This is a genomic window from Calothrix sp. NIES-3974 (assembly GCF_002368395.1).
Taxonomy (GTDB): Bacteria; Cyanobacteriota; Cyanobacteriia; order Cyanobacteriales; family Nostocaceae; genus NIES-3974.
In genome coordinates this window covers 751,781-770,392 of sequence record NZ_AP018254.1, presented here as the reverse complement: position 1 = coordinate 770,392, position 18,612 = coordinate 751,781, and the positions used below count along the sequence as shown (strand labels likewise).

General features: G+C 40.2%; 15 protein-coding genes. 7 read left to right on the top strand and 8 right to left on the bottom strand.

Going from position 1 to position 18,612, the window contains the following annotated elements; genetic code table 11:
- Nucleotides 1–384: 384 nt before the first annotated feature.
- Both CDC37_RS02930 and CDC37_RS02925 read left to right on the top strand, forming a co-directional pair.
- Nucleotides 385–1,635: a glycosyltransferase gene (locus CDC37_RS02930; protein ID WP_096620410.1), complete on the top strand. Its 1,251-nt coding sequence runs from the start codon at nt 385–387 to the stop codon at nt 1,633–1,635.
- A 17-nt stretch (nt 1,636–1,652) separates the two neighbouring features.
- Entirely contained in the window at nt 1,653–2,531 is an 879-nt protein-coding gene (locus CDC37_RS02925) for an alpha/beta fold hydrolase (protein WP_096620409.1), read from the top strand.
- Nucleotides 2,532–2,816: 285 nt separating this feature from the next.
- On the opposite strand, the gene CDC37_RS02920 is transcribed toward CDC37_RS02925, so the two are convergent.
- From CDC37_RS02920 to CDC37_RS02905, 4 genes are all read right to left on the bottom strand, one after another.
- Nucleotides 2,817–3,761, bottom strand: a complete 945-nt coding sequence (locus tag CDC37_RS02920) for an energy-coupling factor ABC transporter permease (RefSeq protein WP_096620408.1) — start codon at nt 3,759–3,761, stop codon at nt 2,817–2,819.
- 173 nt (nt 3,762–3,934) lie between these two features.
- The gene (locus CDC37_RS02915) at nt 3,935–4,549 is read right to left on the bottom strand and encodes a hypothetical protein (RefSeq protein ID WP_096620407.1); all 615 of its coding nucleotides are present in this window, start codon (nt 4,547–4,549) and stop codon (nt 3,935–3,937) included.
- 441 nt (nt 4,550–4,990) lie between these two features.
- The gene (locus CDC37_RS02910) at nt 4,991–5,464 is read right to left on the bottom strand and encodes a hypothetical protein (protein WP_096620406.1); all 474 of its coding nucleotides are present in this window, start codon (nt 5,462–5,464) and stop codon (nt 4,991–4,993) included.
- Between the two features lie 103 nt (nt 5,465–5,567).
- Nucleotides 5,568–5,930 (bottom strand): TerB family tellurite resistance protein, encoded by a 363-nt coding sequence (locus CDC37_RS02905; protein ID WP_096620405.1) that lies wholly within the window; start codon nt 5,928–5,930, stop codon nt 5,568–5,570.
- Between the two features lie 1,170 nt (nt 5,931–7,100).
- On the opposite strand from CDC37_RS02905, the gene CDC37_RS02900 reads away from it, so the two are divergent.
- On the top strand, nt 7,101–9,386 hold the full coding sequence (locus CDC37_RS02900; protein ID WP_096620404.1) for a tetratricopeptide repeat protein: 2,286 nt from the start codon (nt 7,101–7,103) through the stop codon (nt 9,384–9,386).
- A 223-nt stretch (nt 9,387–9,609) separates the two neighbouring features.
- Here the strand turns inward: CDC37_RS02900 and CDC37_RS02895 are convergent, their stop codons facing one another.
- Complete coding sequence (locus CDC37_RS02895; protein ID WP_096625860.1) at nt 9,610–10,770, bottom strand: DUF58 domain-containing protein; 1,161 nt, start codon at nt 10,768–10,770, stop codon at nt 9,610–9,612.
- Nucleotides 10,771–11,805: 1,035 nt separating this feature from the next.
- On the opposite strand from CDC37_RS02895, the gene CDC37_RS02890 reads away from it, so the two are divergent.
- Nucleotides 11,806–13,023 carry a type IV pilus twitching motility protein PilT gene (locus CDC37_RS02890; protein ID WP_096620403.1) on the top strand — a complete coding sequence of 406 codons (1,218 nt, stop codon included), beginning with the start codon at nt 11,806–11,808 and terminating at the stop codon, nt 13,021–13,023.
- 11 nt (nt 13,024–13,034) lie between these two features.
- Here CDC37_RS02890 and CDC37_RS02885 read toward each other — a convergent pair whose 3' ends face one another.
- A complete protein-coding gene (locus CDC37_RS02885) occupies nt 13,035–13,298 on the bottom strand; it encodes a BrnA antitoxin family protein (protein WP_096620402.1) in 264 nt (87 codons plus the stop codon).
- A gap of 211 nt (nt 13,299–13,509) precedes the next feature.
- On the opposite strand from CDC37_RS02885, the gene CDC37_RS02880 reads away from it, so the two are divergent.
- From CDC37_RS02880 to CDC37_RS02870, 3 genes are all read left to right on the top strand, one after another.
- Nucleotides 13,510–14,634, top strand: a complete 1,125-nt coding sequence (locus CDC37_RS02880) for an RNA-guided endonuclease InsQ/TnpB family protein (protein WP_096620401.1) — start codon at nt 13,510–13,512, stop codon at nt 14,632–14,634.
- A 637-nt stretch (nt 14,635–15,271) separates the two neighbouring features.
- Entirely contained in the window at nt 15,272–15,769 is a 498-nt protein-coding gene (locus tag CDC37_RS02875; RefSeq protein WP_096620400.1) for a hypothetical protein, read from the top strand.
- A 264-nt stretch (nt 15,770–16,033) separates the two neighbouring features.
- Nucleotides 16,034–16,861, top strand: a complete 828-nt coding sequence (locus CDC37_RS02870; protein ID WP_096620399.1) for a P pilus assembly protein, chaperone PapD — start codon at nt 16,034–16,036, stop codon at nt 16,859–16,861.
- An 81-nt stretch (nt 16,862–16,942) separates the two neighbouring features.
- Here the strand turns inward: CDC37_RS02870 and CDC37_RS02865 are convergent, their stop codons facing one another.
- On the bottom strand, nt 16,943–17,122 hold the full coding sequence (locus tag CDC37_RS02865) for a hypothetical protein (RefSeq protein ID WP_096620398.1): 180 nt from the start codon (nt 17,120–17,122) through the stop codon (nt 16,943–16,945).
- Between the two features lie 262 nt (nt 17,123–17,384).
- The gene (locus CDC37_RS02860; RefSeq protein ID WP_096620397.1) at nt 17,385–18,449 is read right to left on the bottom strand and encodes a DUF3326 domain-containing protein; all 1,065 of its coding nucleotides are present in this window, start codon (nt 18,447–18,449) and stop codon (nt 17,385–17,387) included.
- Nucleotides 18,450–18,612 lie beyond the last annotated feature (163 nt).

Sequence of the window (18,612 nt, the reverse complement as noted above, 5' to 3'; positions counted from 1 at the left end):
AGCCTAGGGCTTAACGCGTCGTTTCACCTGAGTATTGTTTCTGCTGTGGCTTATTTATATTAACCTCAAACTGAACTAACAATACTCTAGATAGATTGCGATCGCATTTAGTAAAATTTGGTCACAATCTAAAAATATAAATCATGCTTTTCTTTTTGTCTAGCGTTTTGACTGGAAATTTTACGAATATGCTGTGGAGTCCTTGCAGGGATTAACTAGCATTGAAGCTTTAATATCAAGGCGCTATACCCGCAGGTTTGTCGTAGACTAGCGCTACTACGAACCTTTCCTCACCCATTGCAAGTTAATGCTGGCACGAATTTTATAGGAATGTACCTCACCTATAGTATCCTACCTAAAGATTAACCTTCAACTTGCGAGATTATGCCCCATATTGGTCTATACTGTCCTGCGGAAACTGGCCATTTGCATACAATGTTACCGTTGGGACAGGAATTACAACGACGCGGACATCTGGTGACTTTTTTGGGTGTACCGGATGCGGAGGAAAAAGTCCGGACAGCGCAGTTAGATTTTATGCCAATTGGTGCGACAAAGTTTCCCCTGGGGACGACGGAGGCGATGTTTGCCAAGTTAGCAACTTTAAGCGGGATTAGGGCTTTGTTGTTTACATTGAATTGGATTCGGGAGAGTGGGAAGGTTTTTTTGGAAGAAGCACCAAGTGTTTTGAAACAAGCGCAGGTAGATATTTTAATTGTGGATCAGATTACTCCGGAGGGGGGAACGGTTGCGGATTTTGTCGGGATTCCGTTTGTGACTGTATGTAGTGCTTTACCGATGATGCAGGAGTCGAGTATTCCTCCTTTTTTTACGACTTGGGTGTATTCTCAATCGATGTGGAATCGTTGGCGAAATAAACTGGTTTATCAGTTAATTAATCCTTTTAATTTACCAAGTCAAAAACTGCGTCAAAAATATCGACTAAAGTGGAATTTACCAAGGGAAAATTCTCCCGATTCTCCCTATTTAATTTTGAGTCATCAACCGGTAGGATTTGAGTATCCCCGGCAAAATTTACCTCAACACTTTTATTTTACTGGACCTTATCATAATCAACAAAGTCGGCGAAAAGTTGATTTTCCTTGGGATGAATTGGTCGAAGGTAAGCCATTGATTTACGCTTCAATGGGTACTTTGCAAACTGGCTTAAAACAGGTTTTTGCAAAGATTGCTGGTGCTTGTGCAGATTTAGATGCTCAATTAGTTATTTCCTTGGGTGGTTCGGGGGATTTAGATGGATGGAAAAATCTACCGGGAAAGCCCTTAGTTGTTAACTATGCACCGCAGTTAGAATTGCTGCAAAGGGCAAAATTATTTATTACCCATGCGGGGATGAATTCGGCTTTGGAAGCTTTGACCTACGGAGTTCCGATGGTGGCTATTCCTATTACCAATGACCAACCAGGAATTGCTGCGAGGATTGTTTGGTGTGGTGTGGGTGAATTAGTTCCTTTGGGTCAACTGACGGTAAGTAATTTAAAATTGGCGATTAATCGGGTGTTAAATCAGCTAAGTTATAAACAAAAAGCACTAGAGTTACAAGCTGAAATTCGTCAATCTGGGGGAGTTGTCCAAGCTGCGGATTTAGTGGAGGGTATACTATGGAAAAAGTAAAAGTTGGGGTGGGGTAAATGGATAGTTATCTACCGAAACAAACTATTAATTTAGGTGAGTATACTGCTGCTTATGCTGTTTTGGGTGAGGGTGAACCGATTATTTTTTTACATGGCTTTTTCGGTGATGGTTGGACTTTAAGACCAATTATGGAGCAGCTGCGGTCTAATTATTGTTGTATTGGTTTAGATTTACTGGGTTTTGGTGATTCTTCTAAACCGAATATTCGTTATTTGATTGACCATCAAGTGGGGTTTTTAAAAACTTTTTTGGCGAAGAAACAAATTCAAAAGTTTTATTTAGTTGGTTATTCCTATGGTGCATGGGTAGCTGCTGCCTATGCTATTTCTTTGGTCAATTCCCATAGTCGTCAAACTCAACAAGATAGAGATAACTTGTTAGGAATGACTTTAATTGCTCCAGCCGGAATTCGAGACGATAAGTTTGTCGGCAGGTATAATCATCTAAAGCCATTGCTGTGGGATACTAAATTAGTTGATCTGGCTTTGAATGCGATCGCTCCCCTCTCCAATCTTACAGGAAAACAGCAAGCCTTTCAAGGGATTCGACAAGCTCGAATGGAACTGGTTCGACAACCTGCGGCAAAATCTTTACTGTGCGATCGCCTCAAACCGGAGGATGCTGTCGATACGGTGGAAAACCAGATTCACTGCATCAACACACCGACTTTGGTAATTGCGGGTGGTGCTGATAGACATATACCGTTATGGCACAGTCAAACCTATGCAGAGCGGATTCCCAATGCCAAGTTAGAAATTATCCCCGGTGCTGACCATGATTTGGTGCAAACCCATAGTTGGGAAATTGTTTGTTTACTCCAGCAGTGTTGGGAGTTGAAAATTGGGAGTCGGGAGTCGGGAGTCGGGAATGGGTAATAATGTTGGGAAATTGTTTGTTTACTCCAGCAGTGTTGGGAGTTGAAAATTGGGAGTCGGGAGTCGGGAATGGGTAATAATCAAGTCATGCTTTCCACGAGATAATCAAGTTGACAGCCAAGGATGGAATCGGTGTTTCAGCTAATCCCGAACTCAGGTTAATTATCACTATTTTGACTCCCTATTGCCGTACAGACGCGACACGTCGCGTCTCTTCCTGCTCCCAAAAACGATAATTCAAGCATTAAAATCGACTTTTAAAACATCCTCTTAAACCCATACAAACTAGGGATTGACAATATTGCGATCGCTATTTGCGCTCTGGGTAAATTTGACAACCACAAAAGCTGTCACAAAGCAAATAATTGCACCGACAATTCCGGAAATACTTGTACCTAAAGTATTTAAACCGGAAATACTATAATCAGCGAAAGGAGTGGGAACGGCTATAGGAATATTTTCCGCTAGTTTAGCAAAACCAATTTCTTCTGCTACTGCTTCCAAACCATCTGGCCATGAAGATGCAAATAGGGATAGGATTGCAGCAACAACAAAAATCCCAATAACGGGTATCAACCATCCCTTCAGGGGTTGTTCGATGGCGACAAATAAATCCGGTCTAAATTTGACCAAACCAGCAACCACAACAGCAGTAATTATCCCTTCACCAATACCAATTAAAACATGTATGCCAGCCATTGCTGGTAACACCACACCCAGGGGTACAGTATGGGAAAGGGCTAACTCGATACTACAAGCGATCGCAGCCATGACGACGCTGATTCCTGCACCAATTCCCGCAAATAGGGGTAAACGGTTCCAGGAATTACCAAACTGGGTTCGGAGAATTTGGGTTAATCCCCAACCTACCCAAACACCGATCACGCTAATATTCAGGATATTTACACCTAAAGCTGTAATTCCCCCGTCAGCAAAAAAGACCGCTTGAATAATTAACACTAGAGCAGTAGATAGGGTTGCTAACCAGGGACTTCCCAGGATGATTGCAGCCAAAACTCCCCCTAATAGGTGTCCGCTTGTACCACCTGTAACGGGAAAATTCACCATTTGAGCGGCAAAAATAAAAGCTGTAGTTAAACCGAAAATAGGTGCTGTTTTTTGACTGAAGGAAACTTGGGATTTTTTGAGGGAAAATGCGATCGCACCTGTACTTACCAAACCTGTTCCCAGTGCAACCGGGAAGGAGATAAAACCATCGGGAACGTGCATACATCACTCCTTAATGATGGGATGGTGTGGATCCCTAATCATACCAGATACCAAGGAGGAAGAGTATGTACATTTGCAAACATCAGACTACTTGTTTTTACTATTCTTGGTTCACCAATTGTAGATGCCTTGAGGATAAATTTTCAAGCAAGATAGCGATCGCATCCGCTTTCCTATTTTACCCAAATTGCTAAACCACCACCCCGTCCCCGTGCGGCGATAAAATCTTCGGCGACTAAAAAAAATGCAAAGAATGGTAATTTTGCAATGGGTTGTTGTGCAAAATTTGGAGAATTCCCTTTTTTCCTAATTTTTCCTTTATAAATAATCCGATTTAAGCAAGATATTTCTACCTGTTCAAAATCAAATGCTAGTAAATTTTTCTTCTCTAAATATTTACATAATCCTGTTAATTTTAATCGAAATCCAGCTATTTCTATTTGATTGGTAATTACTCCAATATTTTCCGTTTGATGATTCGGTTCAAAATTAATATCAGCGAAAACGAACTTAGGCAGATAAAACCCTTTACCTAAAACAATTCCTGCTCTTTGCTGCGCTTTTTTCGTACCCGTTGCAAAATACAAGCGCCATTGTCCACTTAAATTTCCAAACTTGTAATTCAGCCGTTGCTTTTTTGCCGCGATTTCTGCATTCAATAAAGCAGATACCACATTACTCGCACTCGGACGCACTAAAACTTTTGGATTCCTAGCTGCTACTGCTTGCTGAATAATATCTAAATAATCAGAATTATCAGATAAAAATTCATTCCTTTTTTCTTTCATTATCACCCCACCCCAACATAAAATAGGACTTACGCAAAAGTAAAGTCACTGCGTCATTACTTAACTTGCTTCCAGCAGAGTGCGGATAGGGAAGTCATCTCTCACAAGAAGCCGTACTATGCGCGTCTACACACAAATAAGAGCGATCGCTTCCCTACACTGCGTTTCGGTCGCTGCGGATAAATTTTCTCTTATGAGAAACCACACTACCTGCGTCTACATTGCCTCAGAGGATGTTTGTCAAGTGTTAATAAATACTTTATCAACCACTTATTTTCAGACAGTAAATAGGCTCAAACTGTATATTTGTCGTTATAAACTACTCCCGATTCCCGTACAGACGCGACTTTTAAAACACCCTCTAAGTCCTTTAAAATATCCCAATCTTATCTTAAACCTTGTCTGGCTAGAAAATAGGGAGTAGCCATCATAAACAGGAATTTAAAAATTCGGAATACAACCTGTTCCTTGTCTTTGTAAACAGTCGATAAATCTATTTGCTCCATCAATGGTACGGTCAGCTTGATTAAGTGCCACTCCAGCATTATAGTTGGCAATCATTCGCTCAATCACAAAATTCCTTTCATTCGCTCTTGCTCTAATAATTTGCATCATCTGCGCAACCGTTCCATTGGTGACTGGTAAGGGTTGTCCAGTACGCTGATGGTAGGCATAATGGATTTGGCTTATTTGGGTTGCCAGACTCTGTTGTCGAGGAGTCCAGGAATTCCACAGATTCCAACTTCCTTGGGTTGAGATGGCAGCAGATTGACAGTTTCCGCGACGGATAGGGTCAGTGATTCTGGCACAATTAGCAAGGGCTGAATTCAGGGCTGGATTAGCAAAAACAGGTAAACTGGTTACTATACTAACTATACCAAATACGGCAGTAGTTAAGATTTGCACTTTCTTCATAGATACCTCACAAATTTTTATTTACGGAAAAATCCATCAACTCAAACAATACCCACATTTGCAGCAAATTCTCAGATTTATTCTCTACATCTGAGTTACTTACCTATCCCAGCAATTTGCGCAAATCAATATTCCAGATGTCCCCTAAATAGGTAATTAAATACGCTTCTCCTTCCGAGATATTACCATCAGCAGCAATCACTTCAATTGCAAACTGCAATAGGTGAATTCGCTCCTGTCCATAACTGGAGTTTCTAAATATTTCAGCTGCATTTGCAAACTCTTCGAGAATACCTGCACCACTGAGGTAGCTAATCGCCTTAATTGTACTTTCAACATCAAAGTTAATGCTATTCAAATTACTCATTAAAAAGTTTGAGATAACTTGAATTTTTCTGTCATCGACCACACCTTCAGCAATTGATAAGATATAGAGAATCTCGAAAGCTGCCTGAAATTTATCCATTTTACTCTTTGATTTGTAGGTACATTTTTCGCCGGGTAATTACTTTCTCACTACCTAGTAGTCGATAGCTTAATCCTTTTTTAAATACTGGGGGATAAGGCAAAAATACAATCAATAATGACGAATAAAATCCCTTGTATGAACAAAAATCAAGGGCTTATTCCTTTACTTTCAGATACTTTTATCGTCACAAAGTCAAATTTAATTTAAAGCAAAACTGTGAGAATTACTTCTATTTTTATGCTCCTATTTTTTAGTGTATAAATTACTTAATCAAACCAACAAATCTTGATTTATAATGTCTAATGATGCACTGTCAATTGATATATTCAACGCAATAATTATCTCTACATATGCACCATTTTTTTTATTAGCAGTAGCATCTCAATAACTAAGGATTCCCAAAAATTCCATTTTTATTTGGGAGGATATTATATTTTGTGGCGAGTATAGGATTTCCTTTGATTTCCTCGACAAAATTCATCAAGCCTAATTTATCCCTAATTTATTGATTGAGAATGCTCCCGATTTTTACTGCTACAAATGTTACTACTAATATTTGATGAAGCCAATTACGGGGAACAATTTATTTCTGTTCAAACTATGTCTGACTGAACCCTTGTAGTTACATATTATGTCTTGTCATCTAGGGACGGCAATACACAAAAGCTGGAAATTACACCTCACATTTGTGAGTTGGTATTTTGACTATGGATAGGCTTAATTACTCACTATTTTTGTTGTTTTGTGCTTATTTGTATTTTTTCAACTTGATTTGAGACAAGGAGGTGTATTAGATTATTATTTAATTTGTTTACTGATGCAATGAGCATGTAAAAGAAAAAGGCAAAAGGCACTCCAAAAGAAAGAAAGAAAGCCTATTTTTAATCTGACACCATGTATAATTTAAAAATATATTTTTCCCAGTATTTATCCAATTAATCTACTACATTTCCCGAATCTTGCACGCACAATATTTTCAAATTCTGATGAAATCTAGGTTGCCATATTTTCCTCTGCACTGTAGCCAGGATTCAAAATACTGGAAAAGATAGTTGAGTAAAGGATTTACAAAAATCATCCTCAAACTTTTGATAAATCCAAGATTATCATTAGTACGTTCCTAGATATCAGCAAGTATTTCATATTGATTTACCATTTTTAAAAACTATGAACCAGGATGAGTTTCAGAAAATTTATTATCAACTAGGGGATAAATGCCGTCAGGTCTTACAATTGAAATTAGCTGGTAAGAGTAATAAAGAAATTGCTGATAAATTAGAGATTAAGAGTGAAGCTACAGTTAGAAAGCACTTGGAAATAGCATATAAAAAATTTGCGATCGCCAGTGAGGATAAGCGGGGTAGTTGGGCTGATTTACAAAGGTTGTTTACTCAATTTATCCCGGAATTAATTCCTCCGATTCCCAGCTACTCCCAACCTAAGTGGGTGGGAAGAAGTTGGGAAATCAACACATTACAACGGTGGAAAAACGAAAGTTATCAAATTATAATGCTGGTTGGTGAAGGTGGGGTTGGGAAAACCACGTTAGCAGAAAGATTTATTAGTGTGTGCGATTTTCACCAACGTTTAGATATCAAAATTGCTCTGGAAATAGCTAATCTGGAAAGAGCGGAAAAAGTTGTACAAACCTGGTTACAACGGGATTTCCATGAAGATGTACCTCGTGATTTTTATCTGAGTTTAAAGTTATTGTCAGAAAAGTTGATTCAGTCAAAGATTTTAATTTTTATTGATAACCTGGAAACTTTATTAGTAAACGGTGTATTTTTACCTGATTACCGTGATTATTTAGAATTATTCAGGGTGCTGAGTGACCCTCGTAATCGAGGTTTAACCTTAATTACCAGTCGTGAATATTTAAAGGAAGCACAGATTAAAGATATTCAAACTCTGGGTTTATCTGGATTAAGTTTAGGAAATTGGCAAGAATATTTTGGTCAAAATTTATCATCTGAAGATATTATTTATTTAGAAAAGTTCCATAAAACATATAATGGTAATGCCTATGCAATGAAGCTTTTGTATAGTGAAATTCATCATCAATACAATGGTGAGATTAATACTTTTTACCAACAAAATAGATATGATATTCAAAATTTAGAGCCATTTTCCTCTTTAATTGACAATCAACTAGACCGATTAAATCAACATTCTCCAGCCGCTTATAGGTTAATTTGTCGTTTAGCCGCTTGTCGCTATCAACAAATCGAATGGCTACCGGATAGTTGCGTGAAAAGTCTACTATGGGATATCGAACATGAACAACGTGGAAAAATAGCTAGAAGATTATTTGACTGTTCCTTAGTGCAATTTCACCGTGGTGAATATCGAATGCATCCGGGAATTTGTGCTGCGGGATTAACTCGTTTGCAACAGAGTGATGATTGGGAACAAACTCATCGCACTATAGGAGAATTTTGGTATCAAAGCCATCCCCAAATTCAATCATCACGACAGGGTTTAGAAGTTTTAGAAGCGTACCATCATTATGTGAAAATACAAGATTATGATGCTGCTTGGGATGTTCTCCGTCGTCCAGCAATTTCCGATTTACCTGAAGAATTGTTTCTGTATTTTTTATCCTGGGGATTCATTCGTGAAGTCAAACAATTAGCAGAGGAATTAATTGGCAAAATATCACCTATCAAAGAAGCAAGTTTATTACGTTGTTTGGGTGATTGTCATGCATATTTACTTGAAAATGGAATTGACACAGCCCTAGAATACCATCGACAAGCACAAATATCTGCTCAAAAATCAGGTGATATTTGGACAGAATTTAACTCCTACAGTGATATGGGTTTATGTTACTACATTGCCGGAGAATATGAACAAGGTTTAAATACCTATAAAAGCAAACTCAAAATAGCCCAGTCTCCAGTTTCGGGAATTATTCAAGCGAGGGAAAATAGTTGCTGGTGTGAAATTGCGCTGCTAAATTCCTGTTTAGGGAACATCTTTGCCACGAAACATGCAATTACATCTTTAGGTGATTATACAGACCATCCCCTGGATTTTGTTCCTCCTTGGCAGGTTTGTTGGGATTTAAATATGTTAGCCTTAGCGCAACGTAATACTGGTAATTATACGGATGCACTGGCTAACCTTGAGCAGGTAATGGTTTTAGCGGAACAGTTTAACTTTAACTGCGACCGAGCCAGATGTTGGTCAACCAAGGGAGATGTGTATCGATTAATGCAGGATTTCCCCCAATCACTGAAGTATCAACAACTGGCGATCGCATTTTTTGGTAAGATAGGCAATAGTTACGAATTAGGGGAAAGTCAATACTATTTAGGACAGCTATATTTAGCTATGGGAAACTTAGAACAAGCGAGGGAATGCTGGCAAAAATCCCTCCAGCTTTTTCAAAAAATGCAACTTTCTCGACAAGTAGCTAAGGTATTAACTACACTGGATGGGATTAGCTGATAATTTTGGATTTTGGATTACTCTAGCCTACTGTGCTACACACAGAGAAATCAGAGAACGATCGATCCACCCTATTTGGGTCTATGGATTGGGAACCCCTTTTTGTATCCAGGTTTCTTATTTCTATCTGTCGCATTCCTTTTCAAATTGGTATAGAAAATGTTTGTGATAAATTACTCCACCCACCCCTATTCCCGCAGAGACGACCCACTGAGTCGTCTCCTCATACCCTCTTTTGTAACTGCATCACCAGGTCTGTATGGGGTTCCATAATCATACCGGGGATATCTCGTTTGAGAATCTGTTGGGGATTAGATAAATCATCATTTGTCCAGAGAATTCGACGGCTACCTGGTGGTAAATTGATCGTAGTTTGCTGGGTTTGGGTGAGCCAAATTATGGGACTCGTGAAAGCTGTTTCTCTTGATAAATCTGAGTTTACATCCTCTTGGGGATGGGTTGCAGCTAAGGTCATTAAAACTTGTCGATTTCCGCGAATAGTTCCCGTTGCTGCTGTCCACAATTGCACCTTTAAACCCTGACGTTGAGCATAAAAGTACAAAGAAGCAGCTGTGGTGACTGCGGCTTCAAAATTATTGTCATCCCAGGAAGTCACCGTATCCAAGGCAATAATTACCTCCTTTCCCTCTGTAATCGTTTCTAACTCCCGTACCCGTAATTCCCCATAACGAGCGCTACTACGCCAATGTACCAAACGAATCGGGTCGCCGATATGGTAAGGACGTACTGCCCTAACCAAACCCTCCATCGCAGCTTGGTAGGGATTACCAAACCAATCTTCCCGTCTGCTGTCATCCCGTCCTAGTTCATCAATAATTGGACAACTGGTGAGGGGAAGAATTTGCGGATAAACGTAGGCAATAGCTGCACAAGCTTGGGAACGACGACACCAAAATAACCCCAAAGGAGCACCACTAATTAAATCGACAGTTTGCCAACGGTACACACCCCGTCGAGAGGTGGGATAGGTGTATTCCCATGTATAGGTGGTTTCCGGAAATATTCCATCAATGGGTTTACTAATGGGTTGTCCTAGAACTATTGGTATTTTATCTTCAATCCGCAACAAATTGACGGTCTTTTTGCCGTGATTGTGAATTTCCAGGGTGACGCTTAAATCATCCCCCACCGTGACCGGGGTGATTGGTTGACGCACTACTGATAAACTCGCAAGCGATCGCGCTGGTAAAATTGCCGCCACAAATAGTAAAGCACAACTAATCCCACTAATTACATACAGCCACCCAGCCATTGTGTTAATTGCTGCACCAAAAAAACAAATACAAATTCCTCCCAACACCCAACCACTGTAAGCAGGTGTGCAGAAGCGTCTTTCTAACCAATTTGTTAATCTGCGAACCATTTTTAGATTATAGATTTTAGATTTTGGATTGTAGAGACGCGATACATCACATCTCATACTCATGGATTGCGTCGCGGGACAATCAAAAATAAAGGCGATCAAAACAAAAAATTCCCCTAAATCAACGTGAGTTTGATGAACCTCACCCCAACCCCTCTCCAGGATGGAGAGGGGCAGAAAAATCCGTAGTTTTAACCAAAAATCAATGTTTTCAAAGCCTCTCTCCAAGAGGGGAAAGGTTTGGAGAGGGGTTATTTGAATCCGTCGTAGTTCGCTACGACCTAGGAGTACTCACGTTAAATCAGCTAGTTGCTAGATAGTTCAACCTTAAGATACCCAGGGAATACACATAAATTCACACTTCCCTCGGTTTTTTGTGAAATGACTGTAAAGGGTATGGCGCTATCGTGGAGATTAACTAAGATAGTTGTAGACTAACTATCTCCGTATGTTTGCGGTTGAGCTTGGTTTCGCTGATTAAAATTTTTTCTATTGTTGAAAATTTGAATCGGTGATTTCAAGTCCAGATACAAACTCCGATGATGTTGATTCAATAGTTCGATAGGATGAAGATGTATAAATTGATGCATAGAATACGAAAACCTCCATAGCCATCAAACAGCTATACTTTACACGGTCAATAAGTAAGCTTTTGGTTTGGATCAGCAAAAACTCACATAACTACTTGATGTGCTATTGACAGCTAACAGTTAACGATTAACATTTGTAGGCGTAGATGCGCATAGCGCGACCTTCTGTAAAGAGAACTTATTGCAGGGAACAAGTCATCTATCAAAAGTAGTAAATATACAACTTAAAAACACAACAGCTTGGTTAAAGCTTAAAGGTCAACTGTCAACTGTGAACAAACCAAAGGGAAAATATATCAGCGCGCAAAGTATACATCTCCACATCTAAACCCATCGTCAAAGTCAGCTACATCCAAATTTTGACAGTCCTAGAAAAAGGTGGCAAAACAGAAATTGTTTTCTCCTGTCTCCTGTACCCTATTATTTTTTACCCAAGGAAGCAGCAATGGAAGAGCCGCTCGCGTCCCCCTTATCCAACCCTAATTTGCCCCATTTACCTTCGTCTTCTTCCCATTCCTTTGGCAATGGACGGTTAGAGATGGTGACAAATAACACTATGACTATCCAGCAGATGGTACGCGATGCCCATACTCAACAAGCTTCCGACATTCATATTCGAGTCGGTGAGGTACCACGATTTCGCGTGCGTGGACAGATTTTGGTTTACCAGAAAGGGGAAATTGTTACACCCCAGGACTTTGAAGCCTACTTGATGGAATTACTTACCCCATCCCAGCGATCGCGTTTTCTCGAAACCAAGGAATTAGACACGGGAATATTCTATCCTGGTTTTGTACGCTGTCGGGTAAATTGTTTTGAAACCTTGACAGGAGGAGCGATGGTGCTACGGTTAATTAACCTAGAAGTACCATCCATAGAAAGTTTACGCCTACCTGCGGTACTCAAGGATATCGTCAGTCAGAAACAGGGTTTAGTCTTAGTCACCGGTGCAACCAACTCCGGTAAAACCACCACCATCGCAGCGATGATTCGCTTTTTAAACGAGAACTTTCAAAAGCATATCGTCACCATCGAAGACCCGATTGAATACGTCCATACCTCCCGTAAATCCCTAGTTACCCAGCGAGAAGTGGGTTTACACACCCAAGCTTACCACGATGCCCTACGCTCAGTGCTACGGGAAGACCCGGATGTAATTATTATTGGAGAAATACGCGATCGCTTGACCATCGATACCGCCATTAAAGCCGCTCAAACCGGACACCTGGTAATTGGAACCCTACACACAAAAAATTCCCTGGTCGCCATTGATCGATTACTCAGCCAATACCACCCCGAAGAACAGGCAATGATGCGGGTACAAATTGTTGATACCCTAGTAGCGGTAATTACCCAGCAACTAGTCCCCAGCACTGACGGACGCAGAGTAGCAGCTCTAGAAATTTTGCTGAATAATCCCACCATGCAAGATTATTTACTCAAAGGTGAAGACAAAGCAATTTGGCAATTAATGGAATCCAGCACCCACGAAGGAATGCAACTCATGAATTATGCCCTATGTGCTTTAATGCGTAGTGGCAAAATCAGCATCGAAGAAGCCATCAACGCTTCCCCCGATGTCGCCGATTTACGTCGTCGCACCAGAAATGACGCTATAAATCCCCTACCCATCACCCAGAGGGCGATTTGTCGTGAAGTATAGAAACCCGACTTCTAGGCACAATCCTGCATACGTTCAAGTTCTTCACGAATTACGCTCCGCAAAACATCCTCCAAAGGTTCGCGACTCTGCTGAATATACTGACGCAAAGCCTCATTAATCAGGGTTTGATAGTTTCCTCCCCCAGCAACATTAACTTGCTCCCGAAACCACGCTAAAACCTCATCATCTAACCGAATTGTAATCCGAGTTTTTCCCCTTGGAGTTGGGTCAATCGCACCCCGCTTACCTTGACTAAAATCATATTCAGCTTCCATAGTTACCGAAAGAATGGGTCTAAAGCCCCGTCCTGGAAGGACGGCTTTTTCTTTAATCTTCAGGTTTCTAATGAGTTCTCTAAGCACATCAGTTTTTGTTCTGCCGACAAATAAGCAGTAGTCTTCAAGGATTTGAAGTTCGTGTTCTTCTACTCTAAAATCTAATCGTTTCTTCATACTATTGTACAGCGCTATTGTGTACAATAGTAGCATGAGAACACTACGATTTAAGTTGTACGAACACAAACGCAATAAACACCTCAAGCGAATGATTAACGCTTCTGGGGTGATTTATAACCATTGCATTGCCCTTCATCGTCGATACTACCGGATGTGGGGTAAACACTTGAGTTGTGCGAAACTCCAATCTCATATAGCCAAATTGCGGAAGCGTAACTTGTTTTGGCAATCAGTAGGTTCTCAGGCAGTACAAGATATTTGCCAACGCATTGAGAAAGCATACCAATTATTTTTTAAACACAACAAGAAGGGGGTTCGTCCACCAGGATTCAAGAAAGTTAAAAAGTACAAATCATTCACCCTTAAGCAAGCGGGTTATAAGTTTTTAAGTGGCAACAAGGTAAAGATTGGTAATCGAATATATCAATTTTGGAAGTCAAGAGAGATAGAAGGAACAGTCAAAACTTTAACTAGAAAACGCACATCATTAGGTGAGCTGTTTATGGTTATTGTTGTTGATGATGCTAGCAATCCAGACGTTGAAATCAAGACAGGTAAAATCGCTGGTTTCGATTTGGGATTAAAGACATTTCTCGCTTGCTCAGACGGCACTAAAATGGAGTCGCCCCAATTCTTCAAACAGTCACTTAATGCTATTAAAAAAGCCAGTAGGCAGCATTCCAAAAAGTTGAAAGGGTCAGCTAATCGAGAACGGGCTAGAAAGAATTTAGTACGCAAGTATGAGGATATTTCTAATGCTAGACGTGATTGGTTTTGGAAATTAGCTCACGACCTAACTAATAGGTTTGATGTGTTGTGTTTTGAAACACTCAACCTCAAAGGAATGCAACGTCTTTGGGGGCGCAAGATATCAGACCTGGCTTTTGGAGAATTTCTACAAATTCTAGAGTGGATTGCCAAAAAGAAAGGCAAACAAATCGTATTTATTGATCAATGGTATCCGTCTAGCAAAACTTGTTCTAATTGTGGACACGTTCTAGAAAAATTAGATTTGTCAGTTAGAAAGTGGCGTTGTCCGTCCTGTCAGTCAGTCAATGGGAGAGACGAAAACGCAGCTAAAAATATTTGTGCAGTTGGGACATCGACTGCTGGGTTAGACGATTTAAGACGGACTTTGTCCGCAATCGTTGTTTGAGCCTAGAATCTCTGCTTTTGTAGGGCAGGGAGTATGTCAACTTTCCTAATTAGGGCTTGCTAAAAACTAGTAAAACTCTTGTCTTGTAAGCTTTTAAGGGTATTTTAGTCGCAAAAAGTGCTTTCCAAATAGGCGTATATTGCAGTATGCACACCTGTACACCAATACATCCTATGAGGGATTAACTTCTTGCCAAAAAATCACCGTATAATCCCGATCTTTAATTTACTCTTAGCTACACAGCAAAACCCAAAAACAGTATATACACGCAAAAAACTATGGACAATATTTTGCGTGTAATCACCCTAGAAAATGTCTATTTTGCTAGTTAAACTTGTTTGCAGACACCAAAAAAATCAAAGATTGAATTAATTCGCAATTTGTTTCCACTTGCCGTTTTTTAGATTATTTACATCCAGTTATATCAGCCTTGGTGTTAGCAATTCACAGCGCATATTCAACTAAAGAAATATTCACAGTTTCAGTATTTATCAAAGTTGAAAATCTCCAGCATATATTTACATATCTCCATGCGGTGCATTTATCAACCTTTAAATACGTGGACTGAACGCGTGATAAATAGGTTGCCTGATTTTTCACTTAATTTGGACAAAATTTTTAGTAAGAGGACTTTTTCATGTTACGTCGTTTTATTTTGGTCTCCGGTTTGATTGCTGCTACTGCATTAGGTTTCGCAGGTCGCGCAAGTGCGCAGGTTTCAGAAACCTTTGAAGCTAGATTTTCCGGTGGTATTAATGATGCTTGTACACTGGGTGACCCTGCTACCACAACAGGAGAAACTGCTAGCGGCACCTTGACCTATGATACTGCTAACAGACGATTCACCGGTTCACTGGCTAATCCCATTGCTATTAATTGTTCTGGAGGAACCCTGGAAGCATCGGTTACAGAAGGAACAAATCCCACCCCCGCAGAAAGTGTTGTTGCGACAGTTTCAGATGGTACTAACACAGCTACTGCTAACTTAACTACTTCTGATGAATTCACCGTAGCAAACAGTGCAACAGGTTTAACTGTTGGTTTAGAAGTTACTTTCCCTGCTGATCCTGCTCCTGCTCCTACTTCTGGTGCTTACACATATGTAGTTACTCTCACTGGAACTTCTGCTCAGTAATCTTTCGATTAAATGCAGCGTTCTCTAAATGAATAAATATGCAAAAAGCCTGCGATTGTGGGCTTTTTATTTATGGACTGTTTTTCTGTGGAATATACGGTTTTATTTTATTCAGATAAAAACCATCATGAGTAAAAAATCATCAGTCAATAGTCATGAATGATTATTTTATTACTTGCGATATATAGAAACAAAATATATAAATTCTCAGTCAAAATTTACAGTTAAATCGTCAATTTAATAACTACAAAGCCGGAAAATACTGTGTTGAAATCATCTGTTACTAGCCTTATTTTTACGACAACGGCAATTGTTGCATCTCCCTTTATTGATCAAAGTGTCGCATCTGCTCAAGTATCCATATCTCCGATTACTATCGAAGTAGAGGCCAAGCGTGGACAAGCACAGGAATTTATCGATGTAACTAATCCAGGTGACAGACCCTTTCGAGCGCGGGTCTATGCAGAAGCTTTCACCTATGATGCTGATACTGGTTTTAAAATCTTAAAATCTAGTCCGACAGATTTACGTCCCTACCTCCAATTTTCACCACGGGAATTAGTAGTTCCCCCCCGTACTACTCGGAAAATTCGTTTGATTACTCGTCTAGCACCAAACCTTCCTGATGGTGAATACAGAGCCATGATTTTTACTGAGCCATTACAGGAAAATATTACTCGAAATACTCAGGGTGCGAGAACTCGGGTAATTACTCGTGTTGGTTCTGCACTTCTAGTCAGGAAAGGAAATGTTAGTCCAAGATTATCTGTGGAAAATGCTCAGTGGGATAAAAACACTAAAAAATTAAGATTATCAGTACGTAATACTGGTAAAGCATCAGCATTTGCCAGAATGAATTGGAGTCTCACACAAAATGGGAAAAATATCAAAAGTGGAAGAACAGCCACTTCAGCTTTAATTGCAGAAGGATTACGAAATGTAGTTGTAAACACCTCAAAAGAGGATGAATTAAACCTCACACCTGGAAATTATCAACTTACAGGTGAGTTTACCTGGGGTAGAAATAATGAAAATAGACAACCATTCAGTATCAATTTCACCATACCTGCACAAACAGGGGTGAGAAAATAGCACACGGATTGAATGACGACGGAGACAATGTATCGAACTAACTAAACAACCACAATCCGTCGTCAACTAATAATTAGCAATTTATAAAATTCGTTGATTAAACCCGTCCCGAATCCGAAAATCAGCCTCTTGAATCATTCTGTTCATTAAAGTTAGTATGGCTCCTACAACTAATGCGATCGCAGATTCCCAAACTGGCTTGGAAAATGCAGCCGCAAACGGTAGAATGAAAACAAGAAATTCTTCCCGTAGCAAGTTCATCAGAAACATTCCAAACTATCTGATTTCTGATCTTGCTACCATTTCCTCTTCAATAAAATAGATAAAGTCGAGCTTAGAGGTTGTGTTAAAAGTTGCTTTTAACACTTAACAAGCTTGCTTTTTGGGAGTAGGGAGTAGGGAATCGGGAATAGTTGATAAAAACAAATATACTGTTTGAGCTTATTTCCTGTCTTCACAAGGTGGTTAATATGGTGTTTATCGATAATTGACAAACATCTTTTTATCGTTAAAGGTTGCTTTCTCAAGTTAATCTTTCGATATGTTGGGACGATTTGGTTGTGATAAAACCTTGGGGGTCGATACCTGATTTATGAGCTGCGAGGATACCGATGGCTTCTAAGTAGGATTGAACTTGTAATGATTTGATGCCGATTGTATGGGGGAGTACTTGAATTTGGGTGTAATTTTCTTCAACAGCGATGATCAGTGTGTTTTGTTGGCTGAGGTGCATGACACAACTATTTCCACTTGCGGTTGCAGGGATTACCAGCGCGTCTACTTGGTTTGACCAGATATCCCATGGTTGGGGAAACGGGTCTGATGGATGGGATAGGAACTGGGGAGCGCGATGGAGTCCAACTAGGACGCTGGGTAAAAATGTATAGCCAATTTCTTCGGCGGCGGAACGGGGTGATAGGTTAGTATCTAATGGAGGTGGGGAAAAGGCTGGTGCGTGAGCGCAGGGAATTTGAAATTCACGGACGATTAGATGGCTAATAATTGCTTCGCACCCGGCTATTGGGTCTACGCCTTGACCTTTGCGGTAATTGAGGTCGGCAATTGGATCTATTTCGTCGGGGAAGCGAGCTACTACTGCGATCGCATTTACGTTTGCTTTTTGAATCAATTGATCTGCGGCTTGTAACAAGGCATCCGGGTTCCTAATTGTACCCCAACTACTACCACTGTTTGATATTTGCAATTCGACACCTAGGGGTGCATCTGTAATTATGTAATCGGATATTTGCAATCCCAAGGTGGCTCTGGCTGCATCTGCTGCTTGTAGTTGCCTAATTCTTAATTCTGGCTCTATTTCCTGGTCTAAGATTATACCGATTTTATTCTGATGTACTGGACGTAAACCCCAATTTCCAGAAGCAAAGCGGTCGAGTCCGTATCCTTCCACGTAGAGGGTGTTAGGTATAGGCCAGTACATCATTGCCCCGTTCATGACGTTGGGGTGGGTAATCAGTCTATCCACAACTTGTGACATGGCTTTGGCTACGGGTAGTCCGTCTCCAGCATAGCCACCGATGGCTGCACCAATTCCTGTGGGGATAATCAAAATTGCTGTATAGGGACGCACGGAGGGTTATAGGATTTTGGATTAGAAAGTACGTAGGGAGAGACGCGATATATCGCGTCTCTACGCCGAAGATTGGTTGCATTGTGGTTTTATGTTTAATTGTACCTACCTTATCTGTCGTATTTTTTTTCAAATTGGTATTACATTGACTAAGATTAGGATT

Coding starts and splice junctions, on each gene's coding strand:
- CDC37_RS02895 (WP_096625860.1), bottom strand. CDS start 10,770: ATGGTTCGCAGATTAACAAATTGGTTAGAAAGACGCTTCTGCACACCT.
- CDC37_RS02915 (WP_096620407.1), bottom strand. CDS start 4,549: ATGAAAGAAAAAAGGAATGAATTTTTATCTGATAATTCTGATTATTTA.
- CDC37_RS02920 (WP_096620408.1), bottom strand. CDS start 3,761: ATGCACGTTCCCGATGGTTTTATCTCCTTCCCGGTTGCACTGGGAACA.
- CDC37_RS02890 (WP_096620403.1), top strand. CDS start 11,806: ATGGAAGAGCCGCTCGCGTCCCCCTTATCCAACCCTAATTTGCCCCAT.
- CDC37_RS02905 (WP_096620405.1), bottom strand. CDS start 5,930: ATGGATAAATTTCAGGCAGCTTTCGAGATTCTCTATATCTTATCAATT.
- CDC37_RS02930 (WP_096620410.1), top strand. CDS start 385: ATGCCCCATATTGGTCTATACTGTCCTGCGGAAACTGGCCATTTGCAT.
- CDC37_RS02910 (WP_096620406.1), bottom strand. CDS start 5,464: ATGAAGAAAGTGCAAATCTTAACTACTGCCGTATTTGGTATAGTTAGT.
- CDC37_RS02880 (WP_096620401.1), top strand. CDS start 13,510: ATGAGAACACTACGATTTAAGTTGTACGAACACAAACGCAATAAACAC.
- CDC37_RS02885 (WP_096620402.1), bottom strand. CDS start 13,298: ATGGAAGCTGAATATGATTTTAGTCAAGGTAAGCGGGGTGCGATTGAC.
- CDC37_RS02875 (WP_096620400.1), top strand. CDS start 15,272: ATGTTACGTCGTTTTATTTTGGTCTCCGGTTTGATTGCTGCTACTGCA.
- CDC37_RS02865 (WP_096620398.1), bottom strand. CDS start 17,122: ATGAACTTGCTACGGGAAGAATTTCTTGTTTTCATTCTACCGTTTGCG.
- CDC37_RS02925 (WP_096620409.1), top strand. CDS start 1,653: ATGGATAGTTATCTACCGAAACAAACTATTAATTTAGGTGAGTATACT.
- CDC37_RS02900 (WP_096620404.1), top strand. CDS start 7,101: ATGAACCAGGATGAGTTTCAGAAAATTTATTATCAACTAGGGGATAAA.